Source organism: Candidatus Deferrimicrobiaceae bacterium (assembly GCA_036504035.1).
In the GTDB taxonomy this organism is placed as follows: Bacteria; Desulfobacterota; Deferrimicrobia; order Deferrimicrobiales; family Deferrimicrobiaceae; genus JANXPS01.
Genome location: DASXVV010000014.1, coordinates 21,353 through 40,016, shown reverse-complemented (window position 1 = coordinate 40,016; position 18,664 = coordinate 21,353). Strand labels below are relative to the sequence as shown.

The 18,664-nt window shown below is 63.9% G+C and carries 13 protein-coding genes; 8 read left to right on the top strand and 5 right to left on the bottom strand.

Annotation, left to right across the window (positions count from 1 at the left end; genetic code table 11):
* Positions 1-41 precede the first annotated feature (41 nt).
* The 3 genes from VGK27_12650 to VGK27_12640 are packed head-to-tail and all read right to left on the bottom strand — an operon-like array spanning position 42 to position 6,859.
* Complete coding sequence (locus tag VGK27_12650) at positions 42-1,259, bottom strand: hypothetical protein (protein ID HEY3490952.1); 1,218 nt, start codon at positions 1,257-1,259, stop codon at positions 42-44.
* 27 nt (positions 1,260-1,286) lie between these two features.
* Positions 1,287-3,158 carry a hypothetical protein gene (locus VGK27_12645; protein ID HEY3490951.1) on the bottom strand — a complete coding sequence of 624 codons (1,872 nt, stop codon included), beginning with the start codon at positions 3,156-3,158 and terminating at the stop codon, positions 1,287-1,289.
* A gap of 17 nt (positions 3,159-3,175) precedes the next feature.
* Complete coding sequence (locus tag VGK27_12640) at positions 3,176-6,859, bottom strand: CFI-box-CTERM domain-containing protein (protein HEY3490950.1); 3,684 nt, start codon at positions 6,857-6,859, stop codon at positions 3,176-3,178.
* 159 nt (positions 6,860-7,018) lie between these two features.
* Here VGK27_12640 and VGK27_12635 point away from each other — a divergent pair, with 159 nt between their 5' ends.
* From VGK27_12635 to VGK27_12600, 8 genes are read left to right on the top strand one after another with little or no spacing between them, the layout of a single operon-like run.
* The gene (locus VGK27_12635; protein ID HEY3490949.1) at positions 7,019-7,954 is read left to right on the top strand and encodes an NAD(P)-dependent oxidoreductase; all 936 of its coding nucleotides are present in this window, start codon (positions 7,019-7,021) and stop codon (positions 7,952-7,954) included.
* A complete protein-coding gene (locus VGK27_12630) occupies positions 7,951-8,694 on the top strand; it encodes a nucleotidyltransferase family protein (GenBank protein HEY3490948.1) in 744 nt (247 codons plus the stop codon). Before VGK27_12635 ends, VGK27_12630 begins: the two co-directional genes overlap by 4 nt.
* A complete protein-coding gene (locus tag VGK27_12625; protein ID HEY3490947.1) occupies positions 8,691-9,764 on the top strand; it encodes a hypothetical protein in 1,074 nt (357 codons plus the stop codon). The genes VGK27_12630 and VGK27_12625 overlap by 4 nt, the downstream gene beginning before the upstream one ends.
* Positions 9,765-9,769: 5 nt before the next feature.
* The gene (locus VGK27_12620; protein HEY3490946.1) at positions 9,770-11,266 is read left to right on the top strand and encodes a radical SAM protein; all 1,497 of its coding nucleotides are present in this window, start codon (positions 9,770-9,772) and stop codon (positions 11,264-11,266) included.
* A gap of 16 nt (positions 11,267-11,282) precedes the next feature.
* A complete protein-coding gene (locus tag VGK27_12615) occupies positions 11,283-12,119 on the top strand; it encodes a transketolase (GenBank protein HEY3490945.1) in 837 nt (278 codons plus the stop codon).
* Positions 12,112-13,044, top strand: a complete 933-nt coding sequence (locus tag VGK27_12610; protein HEY3490944.1) for a transketolase C-terminal domain-containing protein — start codon at positions 12,112-12,114, stop codon at positions 13,042-13,044. Before VGK27_12615 ends, VGK27_12610 begins: the two co-directional genes overlap by 8 nt.
* Entirely contained in the window at positions 13,041-13,745 is a 705-nt protein-coding gene (locus tag VGK27_12605) for a glycosyltransferase family 2 protein (protein ID HEY3490943.1), read from the top strand. Before VGK27_12610 ends, VGK27_12605 begins: the two co-directional genes overlap by 4 nt.
* 23 nt (positions 13,746-13,768) lie before the next feature.
* Complete coding sequence (locus VGK27_12600; GenBank protein HEY3490942.1) at positions 13,769-14,995, top strand: DegT/DnrJ/EryC1/StrS family aminotransferase; 1,227 nt, start codon at positions 13,769-13,771, stop codon at positions 14,993-14,995.
* Between the two features lie 6 nt (positions 14,996-15,001).
* On the opposite strand, the gene VGK27_12595 is transcribed toward VGK27_12600, so the two are convergent.
* Together VGK27_12595 and VGK27_12590 are read right to left on the bottom strand one after the other, a co-directional pair.
* Positions 15,002-16,717: a hypothetical protein gene (locus VGK27_12595; GenBank protein HEY3490941.1), complete on the bottom strand. Its 1,716-nt coding sequence runs from the start codon at positions 16,715-16,717 to the stop codon at positions 15,002-15,004.
* A gap of 2 nt (positions 16,718-16,719) precedes the next feature.
* Positions 16,720-18,660 carry a hypothetical protein gene (locus tag VGK27_12590; protein HEY3490940.1) on the bottom strand — a complete coding sequence of 647 codons (1,941 nt, stop codon included), beginning with the start codon at positions 18,658-18,660 and terminating at the stop codon, positions 16,720-16,722.
* Positions 18,661-18,664 lie beyond the last annotated feature (4 nt).

Below are 18,664 nucleotides of genomic sequence, written 5' to 3'. Positions count from 1 at the left end.
TTGTGCCGTGAATGGCCGTTGTCAGGCTTTCGGCCCCGACGTTATTTCGCCGGAGACTCCGCGGGGGCCGGTTCGGCCGCAGGAGCAGGCGTCGGGGCCGGTTCGGCCGCAGGAGCGGGCGTCGGAGCCGGTTCGACGGCAGGCGCAGGCGCGGGAGCCGGCTCGGCCGCAGGGGCAGCCGGTGCGCCTTCGGGCGCCGGCGACGGTGCCGGCGCAGGGGATTCAGGAGCAGGGGCCGGAGCAGGGGCCGGAGCAGGGGCCGCTGCAGGGGCCGCTGCTGCCGCCTTGGCCGCCGCAGCGGCCTCTTCGGCCTTCTTGCGCGCATCATCGGCTTCCTTGCGCATGTCCTCGAGCTTCTTCTGCTCTTCGGTGATCTTTTTCTTTTCCATCTCGACCTTGAGCTTTTCCTGGTCGATCTCCTGCTGCTGCTGCTGGGTCTTGGCCTTTTCGGCCTCGATCGCCGCCTTCTGGAGCTCCATGTCGGATTTTTGCGACTCGACTTCCTTGACCGCGCTGTCCTTGATTCCCTTGGCTTCGGCCTTGGCCTTGTCGAGCTGCTCCTGGATCTTGCCGGTTTCGCCCTTGAGCGCCTTGAGGCGGGTTTCTTCCTTCAGCGCCTCGTTCTTGAGGTCGGCGATGATCCCCTTCTTTTCGCGCTCTCGTGCCCGGACGACATGCGTCGACATGGAATCGCTGAGATACCGGACGGCCTCGCGGGCAACCTCGATGTCGGTCTTGCCTTCCGTGACGCCGAACACCTTCCCGACCGTAAGCCCGCCGTACGCGCTCACGTTGCCGACCCAGAGGACGCTGCCGGTGGAGGGATCGACCATCGCCATATCCATCGTCACCTGGGAAGCGGCATCTTTTTCCTTGCCTTTCCCATAGAGGAGGAGCTTCCCGTAGAGGATTCCCTGGACGTTCATTTCGTCGCCCAGCTTCTTGAGAACTTCCTTTTCGAGGCTTTCCGTCGAGGTAATCTTGAGCTTCTTCATGGAGTCGCGGACGAACCGGGTATCTTCGACCTCGTCGAAAATGCCCTCGGCTCGCAGGTTGGGAATGAGGAGCGCCTCGATCGAGCGTTCGGCCTCCTTGGTGTCCGAGTAGTTCTCAAACGGGAAAACCGCGACCCGCTTGATCTTCGTGTACTGGTCTTTGGTCCTGGAGGGCAAAGCGTTGTCACGCAGCATCGGGCGGGAACAGCCCGCCGCGAGCAGAATCAACGCAAGACCCAGACCGATCGTTCTCGTGGTACTCATCAGCTCCTCCTTACCCATCTGGCTGGATTAAAAATTGTACTTGAAATCGATGCCTACCCTGTAGCTTTCATCGAGCAACAGGGAAAGCGTCTTGGACTGGTTGTAGGTCAAAGACAAATCCCAGTTTGACACCGTCCAGGACGCCTTCCAGTCGAAAGTCCACTTGTTGAACTTGTCGAACCTCAGATTTCGGTCGTACTTGAAGCTGGCGTTCCAGCCGAACTTCTCGAACTTGTAATCGATCTTGAGATTGAAATTTTCCGTGACGTCGGGCAGGTCGGCATCGCCGCTCGTGTCGGTCGCCGATCGGGTGATGTCGAGCCCGCCGACATAATTGGGAACAATGTCCTTGATCTGGAGATTCGCACTGGATGTATCGGAGCGGTTGATGTTGTTCAGCAAGGGATCGACGTGGCCATACTCGGCCTTGCGGCCGTACGTGTGATCGACCTTGAACTCGATCGTTCGGGTCAGCAACAAGGTCTTGGCGACCCTGAGCTTGAAATCGCGGGTCGTGATCGTCTCCTGGGCAGCGGGATCGACATTGGAGTAATCGTTCTTGATGGTGATGTCGTACGTCGGCGTTAGGGAAAGGTCGACGTACTTGAACTCAACGGGCCCCTTGAGCCCGTATTTCGTCTCGGAGGTCTTCAGATATTTCCCGCGCTGGACGGTGAAGTCGTAGGAATCGGTCAAGTCGTAGGTCGCGGCGGGCTTCCATATGGGAAGGAGGTCTCCGGTCCAGCTTGCGGACTTGATGACATTCCCGGTGCGGTTAGGCACTTTGGAGATATCGCCCGGGTTGGCGGCCACGATATTGTGCAGCGTATACTTGGCATCCAGTTGCAACTGCTTGGAGAAATCGCCCTTGGCCTCGATGCTCCACCCGTCGTCGTTGTTGACGTTGGGGGACAGGTTGTGCCGGACATCGGTCCTCGCCCGCGTGTATTCGCCCCGGAGCTCGATCGGCTTCCCGACCTTCTGGACGGCCTTGACGGAGCTGTTGTAGGTGATCGTATGCTCTTCCTGCGCCACCTGTCCGGCCTCGATCTTTGGAAGCATCGTCTGCTTGAGATCGAAATCGAACGTGCCGTCGATCGAGGTGTCGGCGAACGGGCGGAATGCCAACGTGTTCTTCCAGGTATGGTCCTGGTCTTCCTTGTTGGAATCGAGCTTGGTCACGCCGTTATCGAAAAAGGTCGATGATCGGCTGAACTCGGACTTCCATTCGGTGTTGATCTTCAGGTTTTGGGAAATGAAATGGCGCACGCCGGCGGTGATGCTGTACTTCTCTTCCTTGGTGACGGGCGTCAGCGTCGGATCCGGCGGATCCTTGCGAAACCGCTCGTCATCGGCAGTCCACGCGTAATCCCCCTTCAAGGTGAACCATTCGGCCGGCTGGTAGTTCGTCGACAGCGTGACACCCTGTTTGAACTTGTCTGTAGTACCGGATTGCGCATCGAAATCGGCCGTGTATTTCCCCTTGAAGTCAGGCATGCCGAACCGGACCGGCTGGTAGAAAACCTCGACGAAGTGGGAATCGGAGACTTTCTGGTTGGATCCGGGCTCCCGGGTGACCGTACGCTTCGTGCCTGCATTCCAATACGAGCCCTTGTAGGCCAGCGTGATCGTAGGGTAGACGCTGACCTTGGTCGCCGCGTCGGGAGACTTGTCGTAGTCGATCTTGAGCGAGATTTCGTTTTCGACAAGGGGGGACAAAAAACCCGAATATTTCGTCTCCAGGGTTTGCTTGAAGGTGCGTGAATCCTTGTAAGTAGCCTGGTTCTGGACGTCCTGGCTCCAGCTCAACGTATAGGAGCCGCTGACGAGCCCCTTCGCGAACGCAAGGCCGCCCGGGCCGGGGAAAAGCAGGACGGCCGCTGAGGACAAGGCGACCACGATTGCGAAAAACCTCCTCATCGTTCGGGCGAACCTTCGGCACGGTTTTCCGAGAAACACGCCGACCGCCCCCGCCCGAAGCGGAAGAGCAGGAGCGCGGAAGCAATCATCAAGAGAAGGACGGCCAGCTTGCCGGCGATGCCGGTTCCGGCGCAGAACCCGGCCAGCAGGCCGGCCGGGGCCAGCATGAAGCGCGCCATGGCCCGCAGGGCCGGACGCGGCGCGATGAAGTCAGCCAACGGGGGGCTGGCCTTGTAGTAGAGGGCCACCAGTGAGCGCCCGATCGGGTTGGTCATCAGGAAGCCGTCCCGGAAGCGGCGCAGCGAATCGACTTCGGGCGCCATGGCGGAGCCGTACGCGGCCGTCGCGACGAAGCAGCCTCCGACGAGCAGGGTGTCCCGGAAGGGAGCGATCGGCTTCCATTTGGCGGTCCGACTGATCGACGGCCCGGTGACGGGCTTGTACGAGGCCAGAATGTCGGTGGACGGCGTTTTGACGCCGATGCGGCGGATGGCGGACACGTTGTCGGATGCCCCCAGGATGAAGCCGAAAGTGCCGACATAGACATTGTCGAGATTGCGCGTCACGGGCACCGTGATGTCGGTTGCGACCGGCGAGGAGATCGTGACGAACAGGGTATTGTCGGTGGCGTTCTCGTCGAGGACGGTCACGGTGGCGATCGCGGTTTCCTGGAGGTATGTGTCGCGGTCGAGCGTCATGGCCGCGCCGGAGCCGAACCGGAACGTGCCCGAATCCTTCGTGCCGAACCAGATGTTGAATCCGCCGTCCCCGAACGCCCCGATGAGGTCGCTGACCAGCCCACCCGTCTTGAGGACGCCCGGCCCCTTGGGGACTTGATCGTTGAGCGTGAACAGGGTGCGGGCCACCTCGTACCAGGTGCCGACCCGGGGGATCTTCGGGTTGGCCATCGCCCCGACGTCGATCCGCTCGGCGCCGCCGCCGGACAACTCGGAGAACGGGGGCAGCGGCGGGAGAGGTTGCGGCCGCCCATCGCCGTAGGCCACCCAGATGATGCCGCGGTCCTGCCCGTTCTGCTGGTGCGCGACTCCGGTGGGCAAGATGTTGGCGCCGGTGAATTGGGGATTAGGGACGGGGATGTAGCCGGGCTGGCTGGTGAGGATATTGTCACCGAACATATTGAAGGGGTTGAAAAAGCTGACGCCGGGCGCCTGGTGGTATTCGCCCCGGTCGAACGGCAGCATGCCCAGGTTGGTGGAGATCCACAGGGTGCCGGCACCGTCGACCGCCATGCCGTAGATGGCGGAGGGCGACAGCGCGGGCATCGGCATTTCTTCGAACTTGAGCGTGCTCGTGAAAAACGAGGGACCGTTGATCCCGTCGGCGGGGTAAAGCGGGAAAAGGACTGCGCCGTTGTCGGCGCGCGCGTTCCGGAAGATGCGCCCCTGCGAAGTGCCCACATAGAGGACGTCCTTGAACGGGACGGGGTCGGTCGGGTCTACGGAGATCACGTTGTTGTCGAGGGCAATGCAGGTTATGGACTCGCCCGTCGCCAGTCCGGTAGACCCGCCGGTGCGCGTAAGCCGGAACGTGACTTCGCTCACGACGTTGAACTCGGACGGCGTGTCGTAGACCGCACTCAAGGCCAGCCCGCCCCCGGACACCATCCATTTCTTCGACCGACGGTCGATCAGGAGCGAATTGACGTTGAAGCCCGAGATCGGGGGCGCGAGGAAGCGCCCCGTTTGCACGCGTTCGAGGGATTGGTTCGTTCCCACCCACATCGTGTTGGAGGCGCCGTCGTAAGCCATCGCCTGGACGCGGCTCGAAAGCGCAGGAACCAGGTGAGTCCAGGTATTGATGCCATAGACCCAGATACCGTCGGCGGCCGTGCCGATCCAGGTGCGGCCCGAGTTGTCGAAGCCGTAGGTGAGCACCTGATGAAGCGTGGTCGACGGGTTGTTGGGCGGGATGTCCGTAAAGTTTTTCCAGAACGGCAACTCGGCGGTCAGCCGGATGGAATTGGAAAAGAAATTGACGACGAGCTGCCAGCCCGTGTCGAGGAAGCGCTTGAGCGACCACGGGGCCGAGTTGGTCATGTCGGCGCCCGGGACGGGATGCGTCCGGTCGAAAATGCGGCCTGTCCCGAAGAAATCACCGGCCGAGCCGAAGAAGTAGGCGTTCGCGGCCGTGACCGATCCGGCCGGGAACGACCGGACGAGATGGGGGACGAAGGGGGAAATGAGCGGGTCGACGGCGTCGGGCAGGTCGGCTTCCATCACCGAGAGGCCGAGATGCGGATAGGAGGCCGTGTTGTCGTCGTTGACCGGCTGGGTCCGCAGCAACGGAACCGAAAGGTTGGAATTGCGCCACAGGTCCATCTTGTCGTTGTCGACGCGCCAGACAAGCATGCCGCTGCCCGGGAGACCGCCATCGAAGCGTGCGCCGGTCGTGCCGGGCAGTTGCCGGTTTTCGATGAGGAAGAACTGCGATTCGTCGCCGGGCCCGTTGGGATAGATCTTGTAGGCGGCGAGGTTCGTCTCGGCGGGAGGCAACAGCAGGTCGGCGGTCGTGGTGCGCGAAACGATCGTGGGAACGAGCCAGCCGAGCTCGGCCTTGGACCATGCCGAGAGATGGGACGGCGACTCGGTGCCCGGCGGAAACCCGGAGAGTGTCGACCCGGGCAGGCGTCCCGCCGACAGCGGGCTGCCCCACAGGCCGTACCCCATGAGATCGAACACGCCGACGCCGGAATAGTTGCGCTGGATCACCCCCTGCCCCCCCGACGCAGTGGGGTAGAGATCGGGCAACCCCAGCAGGTGGCCCATTTCGTGGGCGATGACGCCAACGCCGATCGGCTTGTCGCGGGCCTGCAGGAGATCGTTATAGAACTGGAGCGACGGCACCAGCGTGTAATCGGCGATCACGAAACCGTTGCGGGTCTTGATCGGGGCATCCACCGGGAAAGGAGCCGAATGGGAATAGGGGTCGGTGGTGTTGCCTGAGTCCTCCTGCCCGTAGCCCGAATGCACGATGATGACCGAGACGGTGTTGTCGACCGGATTGCGGTAGTCGACGAAGGGGACGCCTGCGAACGTGGTGTTGTCGAGATAGGCGATGGCGTCCCGGAGCAGCTGCTGCACATTGGGGACGGCCGCATTCGAGATGGCCAGGGGATCGGTGATGGTGGAATGGAAGGACCCCCCGGGGGCGGACGGGCCGGCCGTCGGGCGGAGCCATCCGAATGTGAGCGTTCCGCTTCCGTCGGGATTGATGTCGGCATTCGATGCCAGCGGGGAAAAGGTGAACAACCCGCGCGAAACCTCGGCCCAATAGTTCTTCAGGCTCTGGCTGCCGGTATACAGCACCGTGTCCAGGGTCGCGCGCGTCGCGAACGGCGACGCCGGCCGGGCGGCGAAATCGATCATCAGCACCAGCGGACGAAAGTTGTTGCCGATGGCGCTGATGGAGAGCGGACGCGCGGTGGTGCGTGATTTCACCAACGCCGACGGCGCATAGGGGAATTTCCCGCCTTCCGCGGAGGGGCGCGGCGAAAGGACCGAAGCCGGCGCCTCGGGCACCCTGCCCCCCGTCGTGCGGTACCGCCCCGTATAGGGGTCGACAAGCCCCGGGCGCGGCGGAGGCATGGCACCGGCGACCGAAACGAGCAGAATGAGCAGTAACAAAACCAGGCAGGACTCGTATTTTCTACGAAACGTCATGTCGCTCCTTGGGTACACCACAAGCGTCAAAATACGCACCACACGCGTATCCGGGCAAGTATAAACAATTCGCGTGCCGATTCGGAAACTATTATCATGTCTCCCGACCCGAGCAAATTCACATTATAATCGTTTCCCGCGAACTGGAAGGAGACTCGTATGCTTCGCGTCTGCGTCACGGGTGGTTCCGGTTACATCGGTTCGGTGCTTTGCGACCGGCTTCTTGCATGCGGACACAAGGTCATCGCACTCGACAACCTGCTTTACCGGCAATCCACCCTTCTCCACCTGTGCAACAACCCCGATTTCGACTTCGTCCGGGGCGACGTCCGGGACCGGGCCGCCCTCGCGCCGATCCTCGGGAGGTCCGACGTCATCATCCACCTGGCGGCACTGGTCGGGGCGCCGGCCTGCGATAACGACCCTTTCTATGCCAAGTCGGTCAACTTCGAGGCATCCGTGCTTTTGAACGCGCTCCGAAGCCGGGACCAGCTCCTGATCTACCCGACCACCAACAGCGGGTACGGCACGAAGTCCGGCGATGTCCTTTGCACGGAAGAAACTCCGCTGGAACCCATTTCATTGTACGGCCACACGAAGTCTGACGCCGAGCGGGCGATCCTGCAGAAGGAAAACGCCATCACGCTGCGGCTGGCGACGGTGTTCGGGACATCCCCCCGGATGCGGTACGACCTGCTCGTCAACCACTTCGTGCTCGCAGCGCTGACCGAGAAGAGCATCGTCATTTTCGAAAAGGATTTCAAGCGGAACTTCGTCCATATCCGGGATGTCGCCGATTGCTTTTGCCATTGCATCGAGCACGGAGGCGCGATGGCAGGCAAGCCCTACAACCTCGGGCTCGATTCGGCGAATATGTCCAAGGGCGAGCTGGCGCTTGCGATCAAGGGAGCGATCCCGGATTTCAACATCATCTTCTCGGATATCGGCACCGACCCCGACAAGCGGAACTACATCGTATCCAGCCGGCGGCTCAAGGATGCCGGATTCGAGGCGCGCCGATCGCTCGCGGAAGGGATCGGGGAACTGATCAAGGGCGTCCGGATGATCGACAAGGGACCGTACCGGAACGCATGAACCGCCTGAAGCCCTCCGACGTTTCCGCCTTCGTCCTCGCGGGGGGGCAGGGTACACGTCTCCGCCCCGTGACGGGCGACCACCCGAAGGTCATGGCCCGGATCGGCGGCCGTCCCTTCATCGAGATCATCCTCGGTCAGGTCCGGCACGCCGGGGTCCGGCACGTCGTTCTGTGCACGGGCTATCGGGCCGCAGAGATCCGCGATGCGGTCGGAGCCAGCCACGACGGGATGACGGTCGAATACGCAGAGGAACCCATTCCGCTCGGCACGGGAGGAGCGCTTCGGTTCGCGCTGCCGAAGGCCAGGTCCGGGACGATTCTCGTCCTGAACGGCGATTCCTTCTGCGCCGCCGACCTGCCCGCTTTCCTTGACCGCCACGTGCAAACGGGCGCACCGGCGAGCATCGTCCTCAAGCATGCCCGCGATACCGCGCGATTCGGGCGCGTCGAGACCTCCCCGGAGGGGCGCGTCCTCGCCTTCCGCGAAAAACGGGCGGGGGAAGGAAGCATCAACGCGGGGATCTACCTGTTCCACGAACAGCTCCTGGCCGGCATCCCCGAGGACACGTTCGTGTCGCTCGAAAACACCGTGATCCCCGGCTGGCTGGATCAGGGCATTCCCATTACGGCTTACCTGTGCAAAGATATATTCTTCGATATCGGAACGCCCGCCTCCTTTGCGGAAGCAGACGCGTATTTTTCGAAGCGAATCCCTGAGACAACAGGAACCCTCGAATGATCATCAGCAGGACACCTTTCCGCATCTCCTTCTTCGGCGGCGGGACCGATTACCCGGCATGGTTCAAGCAAAACGGGGGCAGCGTTCTTGCGACGACCATCAACAAGTACTGCTACATCACCTGCCGCTACCTTCCCCCCTTCTTCGAGCACAAGTACCGGCTCATGTATTCGAGGGTCGAAGAGGGAAACGACTACGGGCAGATCCGGCACCCGGCGGTCCGCGAAGTCATCCGGTTCCTGAAGTTCGACCGGGGTCTCGAGATCCACCACGACGGCGACCTCCCCGCGCGCAGCGGGATGGGGTCGAGCAGCGCGTTCACCGTCGGGCTGCTCCACGCCTTGCATGCCCTCGGGGGGCGGATGCCGTCGAAGCAGCAGCTCGCGACCGAAAGCATCCACATCGAGCAGGATCTGCTCCGGGAGACCGTCGGGTCGCAAGACCAGATCCTCGCGGCCCAGGGGGGATTCAACCAGATCATGTTCCATCGGGACGGCGAATACACCGTGCGCCCGATCACCGTTTCCCGCGCCCGCATCGCCGAACTGAATTCCCACCTCATGCTTTTCTACACCGGGATCAAGCGGACCGCGTCGCGCGTGGCCGACGGCTACGTCCACGACCTGCCTTCCCGGGAAAACGAACTGTCGAAGATCGGCGAGCTGGTCGCGGAAGGCACCGCATTGATCAACAGCCGGGACGACATCCGCCGGTTCGGGAAGCTCATGCAGGAGGCCTGGCGGGCCAAGCGGGGGCTATCCCGGGACATCTCCAGCCCCTACATCGACAACCTCTACCAGGTCGCGATCGACGCGGGCGCGATCGGCGGAAAGCTCACCGGCGCGGGAGGGGGCGGCTTCCTCCTGCTGTTCGTGCCGCCGGAATTCCAGAAAGCGGTCCGGGACGCCCTGTCCCGGCTCATCTGGGTCCCGTTCAAGTTCGAGCATGCCGGCAGCCAGATCATCTTCTTCGACCAGGAAGAGGACTTCTCCGAGATCGACGCCGACATCAGCAGCCGGACCATCGATCGGTTCACGGACATCCATGCCGCCGGTCCGGAGGACGGCTGACTCCGATGGGCATCGACATCCTTTTCATCCATCCGGGGAACCACGCAAAGACGTATCAGGCGCTGGCCGCCGAATTCACCGCCGTCGCCCCTCCCGCCTGGACGCTGATGCTCGCGTGCGGCCTTCGCGACCGGGGGATCGAAACGGCGATCCACGACGTCAACGTCGAGGGATGGGATGCCGACATCCTGCGCGACCTGCTCGAAAAGCATCGCCCCCGGCTCGTCTCGATCCTCGTGTACGGCCACAACCCGTCCGCGTCGACCCAGACCATGCCGGCGGCGCGCCGGATCGTCCTCGACCTGAAGGCGGCTGAACCCGACCTCCCGGTGGCACTCGGCGGCACGCACCCGTCCGCCCTTCCCCAAAAAACCCTTGCGGAAGAAAGCGCCGACTTCGTGATCCAGGGAGAGGGGCTCCACACCCTCGAAGACCTGGTCGGGCATCTCCGGGGGAAGCGCGACCTCGGGGCCGTTCGCGGCCTCTGGTACCGGAAGGACGGCATCGCCACGCCCGGGGCGCCGATCGTTCAGATTGCCGACCCCGATTCGGAGCTCCGATCCTGCGACTGGGGGATGCTGCCGCCCCTCACCGCTTATCGCGCCCACAACATGCACTGCTTCGACGACTTCCAACGGAGCGAAACGCCCGATTTCTCCGACGTCCGCTCACCCTACGCCGTGATCCACACATCCCTCGGCTGCCCCTATGATTGCGATTACTGCTGCATCCACGCCGTCTTCGGAAAGCCGGGCATCCGCTACTGGTCGCTCGACAACGTCCTCGGCCGGATCGACGACCTGGTCATGCGCCACCACGTCCGGAACATCCGCATCGAGGACGAGCTTTTCATATTGTCCGGAAAGCGGGTCGAGGGGTTCTGCGACCGGCTCATCGAACGGAACTACGACCTCAATCTCTGGGCCTACGGCCGCGTCGACACGATCGATCCCGCGCTGCTCGACAAGATGGCGCGTGCGGGCATCCGGTGGATCTGCCTGGGCATCGAATCCGGCAACGAGGCCGTCCGCCGCGGGGTCCGGAAGAAGATCTCGGGAGACATCCGGGAAGTGGTCCGGTTGATCCGGAACAGCGGCATCCGGGTCCTTGGGAACTATATGTTCGGCCTTCCCGACGATACGATCGGGAGCATGCAGGAGACGCTGGCGCTCGCCCGGGAACTCAATACCGAGTTCGCCAACTTCTACTCGGTCATGGCCTATCCGGGATCCAGGCTTTATGAACAGGCCGCCGCGGTGCCCGGTGTCGTGCCCGACGCGTGGGAAGGGTTCTCCCAGCACGGCTACCACACCGCCCCGCTTCCGACCAAAACGCTCTCGCCCGCGCAGGTCCTGAAATTTCGGGACGAGGCGTTCCTGGCATACCATTCCGACCCGGCCTACCTGGCGATGATCCGAAGCGCCTTCGGCGACGCGGTTGTCAGGCACCTCGAAAAAATGCTATCCCTCCCCGTGAAGCGCCGACTTCTCGAAGAAAGCTGACAGGAAAGGAACACGCATGCACGGCACCGTCAAGCAACTCCGCAAGAAGGCGCACCAGCTGCGCCGAACCGTGCTCGACATGTGCACCGCCGCCGGGACCGGCCACGTGACCTCGTCGCTGTCGTGCGTCGAGATCCTCGTCGCCCTCCACCACGGCAACATCCTCCGGTTCGATCCGCAGCACCCGGACTGGCCCGAACGCGACCGGTTCATTTTGAGCAAGGGGCAAGCCAGTCCCCTGCTCTATGCGACGCTCGCGGACCTGGGCTTCTTCCCCCCCGCAGAGCTGGACGTCTTCGCCCAGTCGGGCGGGAAATTCGGCGTCCATCTCCAGCATTCCGTGCCCGGGGTCGAGATCACGTCGGGATCGCTGGGCCAGGGATTCGGCCTTGCGGCGGGGCTCGCCCTCGGGGCCAGGATGAACCGCGAGCTCCACATGGTCTTCACGCTGATCGGCGACGGGGAGTGCTACGAAGGCTCCATCTGGGAAACCGCGATGTTCGCCGCCCACAACAACCTCAACAACCTGGTGGCGATCATGGATCGCAACTACCTCTGCGTGACCGACTTCACCGAAAACCTCGTCGCGCTCGAGCCCATGGACAAGAAATGGGAATCGTTCGGATGGGAAGTGAAGCGGGTCGACGGGCATTGCTTCGAAAGCCTTCTTGACGCGCTCGCCAACGTTCGGTCCCGACGCTCCCGGAAACCGCTCCTCGTCATCGCGGACACCGTCAAGGGCAAGGGCATCGAGCGGCTGTCCGACATCCCCCTGTGGCACGGTTCGGCGCCTGCCGGCGCAATCGCCGACGCGTGCCGGAAGGACCTCGAAAGGGTATTCAAAGATGAGTGACCTCTCCCAGCGCGACGCCTTCTGGAACCGCATTTACGAGCACGCCTCCCGGGATCGGGAGGTCGTCATCGTCACCGCCGACATGGGCGCCCCCGCCCTCGACCGGATCCGGCTGGAGCTTCCCTCGCAGTTCGTGAACGTGGGCATCGCCGAGCAGAACGCCATCACCCTGTCGGCCGGCCTGGCGCTGAGCGGGAAAAAGGTGTTCGCCTACGCCATCGCCCCCTTCATCACGCTGCGGTGCCTCGAGCAGATCCGGGTCAACAGCGGCATCATGCAGATTCCCATCGCCGTCGTCGGAGTCGGCGCGGGCTTCGGATACGCGGATTCGGGGCCGACGCATCACATCATCGAGGACCTTGCCGTCATGCGCTCGATGGCTCACGTTTCGATCGACAGCGTCACCGACAACGTGATGGCCGCCGCCGTCGCCGACCTCGCCGTCGCCGGTCCGTCGTCCCGCTACATCCGTCTCGACCGCGAGCCGTTGCCCGATCTCCACTCCCGCGAGACCGATTTCTCCGAAGGGGTTGCCGTCCTCCGCCGATCGCCCGGGGCATATATCGTGGCGACCGGCTGCATGACGCATGTCGCCATGTCCGTTTCGGACGATCTCGCGAAGCAGGGAATCCCGGTCGGCGTCATCGATCTCTACCGGTTCCCGGTCAATGAGCCCCTGTTCCTGGAAGCCGTCCGGGATGCGGGCAGACTGGTCACCCTCGAGGAGCACTTCCTGCCCGGGGGGCTTGGGAGCGCCGTCTGCGAAACGCTGGCCGATCACGGGGTCACCGTGCCGGTCAAGCGGCTTGGGCTGCGCCACGAGGACGGCTACTGCTACGAATACGGCGGCCGCGAGTCGATCCGTCGCCATTACGGGCTGGACACCCCGTCGATCCTCTCCGCCGTGCGCGCCTTCCTCGCATGACGGTCACCCTCCTCATCCTCTCGCTCAACGAGATCGAGGGGCTGAAGGCACTTTCTCCGCTGATCAGGCGCGAGTGGGTCGACCAGATCCTCCTCGTCGACGGACAATCGACCGACGGCAGCGCCGAGTATGCTCGGGAGATCGGGTACGAGGTCTACGTCCAGAAGAAGCGGGGGCTGCGCGCGGCTTACCAGGAAGCGTGGCCGCTCATCCGGGGCGACTATGTCATCACGTTCAGTCCCGACGGCAACTCGCCTCCCGAATACATTCCGCAGCTGGTCGACAAGGCCCGCGAGGGCTACGACATGGTCATCGGCTCCCGCTACTTCGGCGACGCCACGAGCGAGGACGACGACCTCGTCACGGGGTTCGGGAACTGGCTCTTCACCCGGGCGATCAACCTCCTCCACGGCGGCCACTACACCGACGCGATGACCATCTATCGCATCTATAGGACGAGTCTCTTCCGGACGCTCCGGCTCGACGAGGATGCCACCTACGAACCGTACGAGAAGGCGTTCTTCACGCGGATCGGGGTCGAGCCGATCCTGTCCGTCCGCGCCGCGAAGGCGCGACTGAAGATCGCCGACATCGCCTGCCCCGAGCCGAAGCGGATCGGCGGCGAACGCAAGCTCCAGGTCGTCCGGTGGGGACTGGCCTACATGTCCCAGGTCATCCTGGAAAAATTCACCCACATCTGACGCCCCGGAAAGGATCCCCCCGCATGCCGCATTCCTCCGGAAAAGGAATCCGCGTTCCTTTCGGCACGATCACCATCACCGAACGCTCGAAAGAGCTGATCCGGGAGGCGCTCGATTCGCGACGGATCTCCAGCGGCAAGTACGTCCGGATGCTGGAAGACCGGTTCGCCGGGCTGGTGGGGGCGCGGGAGGCGGTCGCGGTCAGCAGCGGGACCGACGCCGACGCGCTCGCGCTCGCCGTCCTGCACGACTTTGGTGCGAAACGGGGCGACGAGATCATCGTACCGGCGCTCTCGTTCGTGGCCACGGGAAACGCCGTGCTCCAGGCAGGCTTCCGGCCCGTCTTCGTGGACGTCGACCGGGAGACGCTCAACATCGATCCGTCGCTGATCGAGCGCGCCGTCACCGAAAAAACGCGCGCCGTCATGCCGGTCCACCTGATGGGAAAGCCGGCGGACATGGACGCCATCCGTACGATCGCCGACCGTCACGGCCTGGCGGTCATCGACGACGCGGCCGAAGCCCACGGGACGCTCTACAAGGGAAAGCCGGCCGGATCGCTCGGGGACATGACGGCCTTCAGCCTCTACGTCGCGCACATCATCACCTCCGGCGAGGGCGGCATCGTGACGACCGACCGCGAGGACTATGCCGAGGTTCTCAGGTCGCTGCGCTCGCACGGCCGCGCCTGCGCCTGCCGCCGCTGCATGCTGAACCTCGAGGGCGGCTACTGCCCGAAGCGGTTTCGCGGCGAGGGGGGCGACGACATCCGCTTTCGCTTCGATCGCATCGGCTTTTCCTGCAAGATGAACGAACTGGAAGCCGCGATCGGGCTGGGGGCGTTCGACCTCTACGACGAGATCCTGCATAAGCGGCGGGAGAACCTGACCCACGTGCTCGATCGGTTCGACCGGTTCTCCCCTTGGCTGTGCACCATTCGGGAGGAGTCGTGGGAGCGGATCGGGCCGCACGCGGTCCCCGTCGTGGTGCAGGAGGACGCGTCGTTCACTCGGGCCGAGCTGTCTCGATACCTCGAGGAGCGCGGCATCGAGACGCGCACCCTGTTCGCCTCGATGCCGACCCAGTGCCCCGGCTTTTCGGAGTTGGGCTACCGCCTCGGGGAATTCCCGAACGCCGAATACATCGGGAACCACGGCCTCCACTTCGGCGTCCATCAGGATCTGGGTACGGCGGAGATGGACTACGTGCTCGAGACGATCGCGGGGTTTCTCGAAGCGCGCCAGTCGTGAAGACGGTCAGCGGATGAGCCAGCAGGCGATGCGCGCATCCTCGTAGACCCTCCCCCCGAAGGCCCCATCGTAGGACTTGACCAGCGAGGCCATTTCCCCGACGTGGCTCCAGGGGGCGCAGATCTCCTGTTCGGGGTCCTTGTGCACGACCAGGACCCAGCCCCGGTATCGCCCTCTCATTTCCCCGATTTCCCTGATGTCGACCATCGTCTTCCAATGCGACCCGATCGGCGGGCTGGCCAGCACCTCGTCGATCGAATTGTTTCCGCAGATGAACCCGTCGCTCAACATGAACCGTCGCCCCGCGAGTCCGGGCATATACCCCGCCGCGACGGGCAGGCCGTGGAAATGCTGAAAATAGTAAAGGTAGTTGAAGTGATCGCCCAGGAAAACCGGGTACTCCACGATTCCGCGGACCGCCTCCCCGCCCGGACGGGCGTCCCGGACGCTCCGATAGAACGGGGGAAGCTCCTCCTGGGGGAAACAGCGGGTTTCATTGGCGAAGAATTCCCGGACCCGGCTCCGGCTCCAGTCCATCGGATCGTAGACATACTGGAATGCGGAGTGGCTCGTGAAATTGTTGGGTTCGACGTAAATCCGGGGGAGCGGCCCGGCCAGATACAGGACACCGGACAGGACGAGCGCAACCGGCCAGGCCCGTGCCGCCTTTTCGCCGAATGCATCGGACAGGACCGCCGACAGGCCGGCGCCCGCCACGAGCAGCAGGAGCGGCAGGTAGACGATCCCGTAGCGGACGACCTGGATCGCCGTATGGGACCCGTCCTGGCGGTTCAGCGCCGCGACGACGAAGTAGAGCGCAAACCCCGCCCCTAGCACGAGAAACAGGGGACGCTCCTTCGCGTAGAGCGCCATCCACCCCCGCAGCAGAAGACCCAGGCAAAACACGACCAGGAAGGCGGAACCGGTCCCGAAGCCGAGCCGGAATACTTCCCACAACGTCCCTGCCGTCGCCCGCTCCCCGGCGGAAAAAACGCCCAGCCACCACGGATTGAGGACGTTCGGAATCCCGACGAGCACCGCCAGCGGAACGACGAACAGCAGGACGGGAGCCAGATAACGGCTCACATACCCGCGGAGTGCCGTCTCCCCCGCCCGATAGTCCGAGCGGCAGGCAAGCGCGAGCGTCACCAGGAGCGCCGAACCGACCGGGATCACCGAGTAAAGATGCCACCAGACCGCCAGTGCGCCGGACAGGACCCCGACGTGCGACTGCCACGTTTTCCGCTCCTTCATCCAGATCGCGGCCAAGAGCACCGACGCTGCTCCGAACAGGCAGGCGGGGGCGTAGGGGCGGGCAACCCGGCTATAGAAGACCAGCACGGGGGAAACCGCCATCGCTGCGGCGACGGCGATCCAGACGAAGCCGCCGGACAGCCGCCGCACCAGCAGGGGGATCACCACGACCGCAGCGATTCCGGCGACGAGCGACGGCAGTCGAAGCCCGAGTTCGGACCATCCCGACGTCTTCAGTAGGATCCAGGCCCAGAGATTGACCGGGATGCTGTTCGCTCCCAGGCCCTGGCCGAACAGGACCCCGAGGAAATCCTTCCCCTGCACGAAATTCAGCGCGTGCCACTCGTCGTCGAGCAGCAACTGCCCGCCGAGGTGCCAGCAACGGAGCCACGCCCCGCAGGCGACAATCGCGGCCAGGAAGACGGCGTTATGCCGGATGGTTGGGCGAAACGGCTGGGACGGGGACACCGTCACCTCCTCACGATCGTCTGGAATTCCCGGATAGGTTCGACTCGGACTTCGCCGGCTGACGGCACGTCCGACAGCCGGATCTCGCGAAGCCCCTCCAGGGCGCTGCCGGGTGCCGCGATGCGGAGTTGCAGCCGGTCCTTCCCGGTCCAAAGGACCGGCAATCCCCCCAGAACGAGCCCGTTTCCTACAAGCACGACCGAATCGTTGAAGAAGCAGACTCGGTAATCGACCCGCGACCCTGCCGCGTCCCAACCCGTGACCTGGTACCAGTTCGTGTCATTGGAGGTTTTATTGACCAGGTTCCGTTCGACCCGGAACTTGCAGCTTTCCCCCATGTCGTCCCGGAGGAGGAGTTCGAACGCCCCGACGCGGTCGAGGACGAACCGGATTTCGTGTCCGTATGGAACGTCGGCGCCCCGCTCGATCTGCATCGGATTGCCTCCTCTGATTTCCTCCAGCGGAACGGCCCGGTCCCTGGGCGGAGACTCCGGCAAGGCGACGCGGCAGAATGCAGGCCGGAGCCCGGACTCGTTCAGGAGATACACCGGTTCAGCCCCCGGCCTCGCCGAGCAGGAGTAATCGTGGAACAGGACGCCCCAGCCGCCGAGGAAGACGGTATCGCCGGCGTAGCAATACGCGGGATTGCTTTCGAGCCAGCCTCTCGCCTCCCGGACGAGGCGGGCGACGGGACGGGATATGGCGGATGCTTCCGCCAGTTCGCGCCGCAGGACGTATCCGTGCACGACCGCGGCAAGTAGCAGCGGCAAGGCGGCCCCGGCCGCCAAACGTCCCGGCCGGCCCGACATCCACGATAGCAGCATACCCAGCAGGGAGAAGAACCCGATCGAGTAATAGTAGGTGGCTCCGCCAAGGTACTGCCCTCCCCGCGTCGCCATCCGGAGAATGCAGACCGCACAGACGGCGGCGAACAACGCCAGGAAGAGAACGCGGAGGGTAGACTCGAACCCGTCCTCCCCTGCCAGGCTGCCCCGCACGGAATCCCGGACGGACAGGCCGACCAGGCCGGCCACGGGCAGGGCGCAGAGGCTCAGTTGAAGGACGCCCAGGTTCCAGAAAGGCCAGTTGAACAGGAAGCTGTCGACCCACATGTTCTGGAAGCGCACCGACCACGGCATCAAGAAGGCGACCCCGATCGAGCCGACGAAGGCCCAGACGCCCTGGGCCAGATCGGTCGTCACCATCGTGTCGTTGGGACCAACGACGGCCTGCACCGGATGAAGCAGGAAATAATCCAGCGCGTTGATCGCAAGCGCCAGGAGGGTCGGGACGAGGAAGACGGCCCCGATCGACCGCCGCGCCGACTTCGGTCCCGCGACCAGGAAGTAGCCGGAAACGCCGAGGGCGACAAGGACGGACAGCTCGCCAAGCAGCACGGCACCCAGCACGCACGCCCCCGCGGCAACGGGGGACCGTCGCCCCCCTTCCCCGTGCAGGAGGAGCACGGCTCCGAGCAGGAGCCCCGGCCCCAGCGAATAGGGAGCGATGTGCTGCCAGAGGACGATCGAGGCGCCGGCCGCGCCGCACATCCAGAGCAGGACGAGCGGGATTGCGACAAGGGTTCCGCAGAGCCGTTTCGCGGCGGCGAACAGAACCGTAGCGGTCGTCGCGAAAAAGGCGCAGTCGACGATCCCCTGCGCCAGGAAATCATGCCGGAACAGGAGATCCTCGACCGCGATGATCGCCATGTGCAGCGGCCGGAAGGAAATGGCGTCGCCGGGGAGGAGGAGCCGGGTGCGGTTGTAGGACAGAACGTCGAGGAACCACTTCCAGTCGTTCCGGTAAAGTTCCCGGCCGAGCATGAATACGGCGTGGTCCTTCTGCGGAAGGAGTTCGAGTGCCGGCCAGTACAGCGCCAGCGCCGCACCGAACCACGCCAGGTACGTCGCCAGCCGTCTCGACATGACGAGGGTGCCGGTCATCGCG

What these genes read in the sequence shown, in the direction of transcription:
- VGK27_12650 (HEY3490952.1), bottom strand. Translation starts at nt 1,259, where the DNA reads ATGAGTACCACGAGAACGATCGGTCTGGGTCTTGCGTTGATTCTGCTC.
- VGK27_12640 (HEY3490950.1), bottom strand. Translation starts at nt 6,859, where the DNA reads ATGACGTTTCGTAGAAAATACGAGTCCTGCCTGGTTTTGTTACTGCTC.
- VGK27_12635 (HEY3490949.1), top strand. Translation starts at nt 7,019, where the DNA reads ATGCTTCGCGTCTGCGTCACGGGTGGTTCCGGTTACATCGGTTCGGTG.
- VGK27_12630 (HEY3490948.1), top strand. Translation starts at nt 7,951, where the DNA reads ATGAACCGCCTGAAGCCCTCCGACGTTTCCGCCTTCGTCCTCGCGGGG.
- VGK27_12625 (HEY3490947.1), top strand. Translation starts at nt 8,691, where the DNA reads ATGATCATCAGCAGGACACCTTTCCGCATCTCCTTCTTCGGCGGCGGG.
- VGK27_12620 (HEY3490946.1), top strand. Translation starts at nt 9,770, where the DNA reads ATGGGCATCGACATCCTTTTCATCCATCCGGGGAACCACGCAAAGACG.
- VGK27_12615 (HEY3490945.1), top strand. Translation starts at nt 11,283, where the DNA reads ATGCACGGCACCGTCAAGCAACTCCGCAAGAAGGCGCACCAGCTGCGC.
- VGK27_12610 (HEY3490944.1), top strand. Translation starts at nt 12,112, where the DNA reads ATGAGTGACCTCTCCCAGCGCGACGCCTTCTGGAACCGCATTTACGAG.
- VGK27_12605 (HEY3490943.1), top strand. Translation starts at nt 13,041, where the DNA reads ATGACGGTCACCCTCCTCATCCTCTCGCTCAACGAGATCGAGGGGCTG.
- VGK27_12600 (HEY3490942.1), top strand. Translation starts at nt 13,769, where the DNA reads ATGCCGCATTCCTCCGGAAAAGGAATCCGCGTTCCTTTCGGCACGATC.
- VGK27_12590 (HEY3490940.1), bottom strand. Translation starts at nt 18,660, where the DNA reads ATGACCGGCACCCTCGTCATGTCGAGACGGCTGGCGACGTACCTGGCG.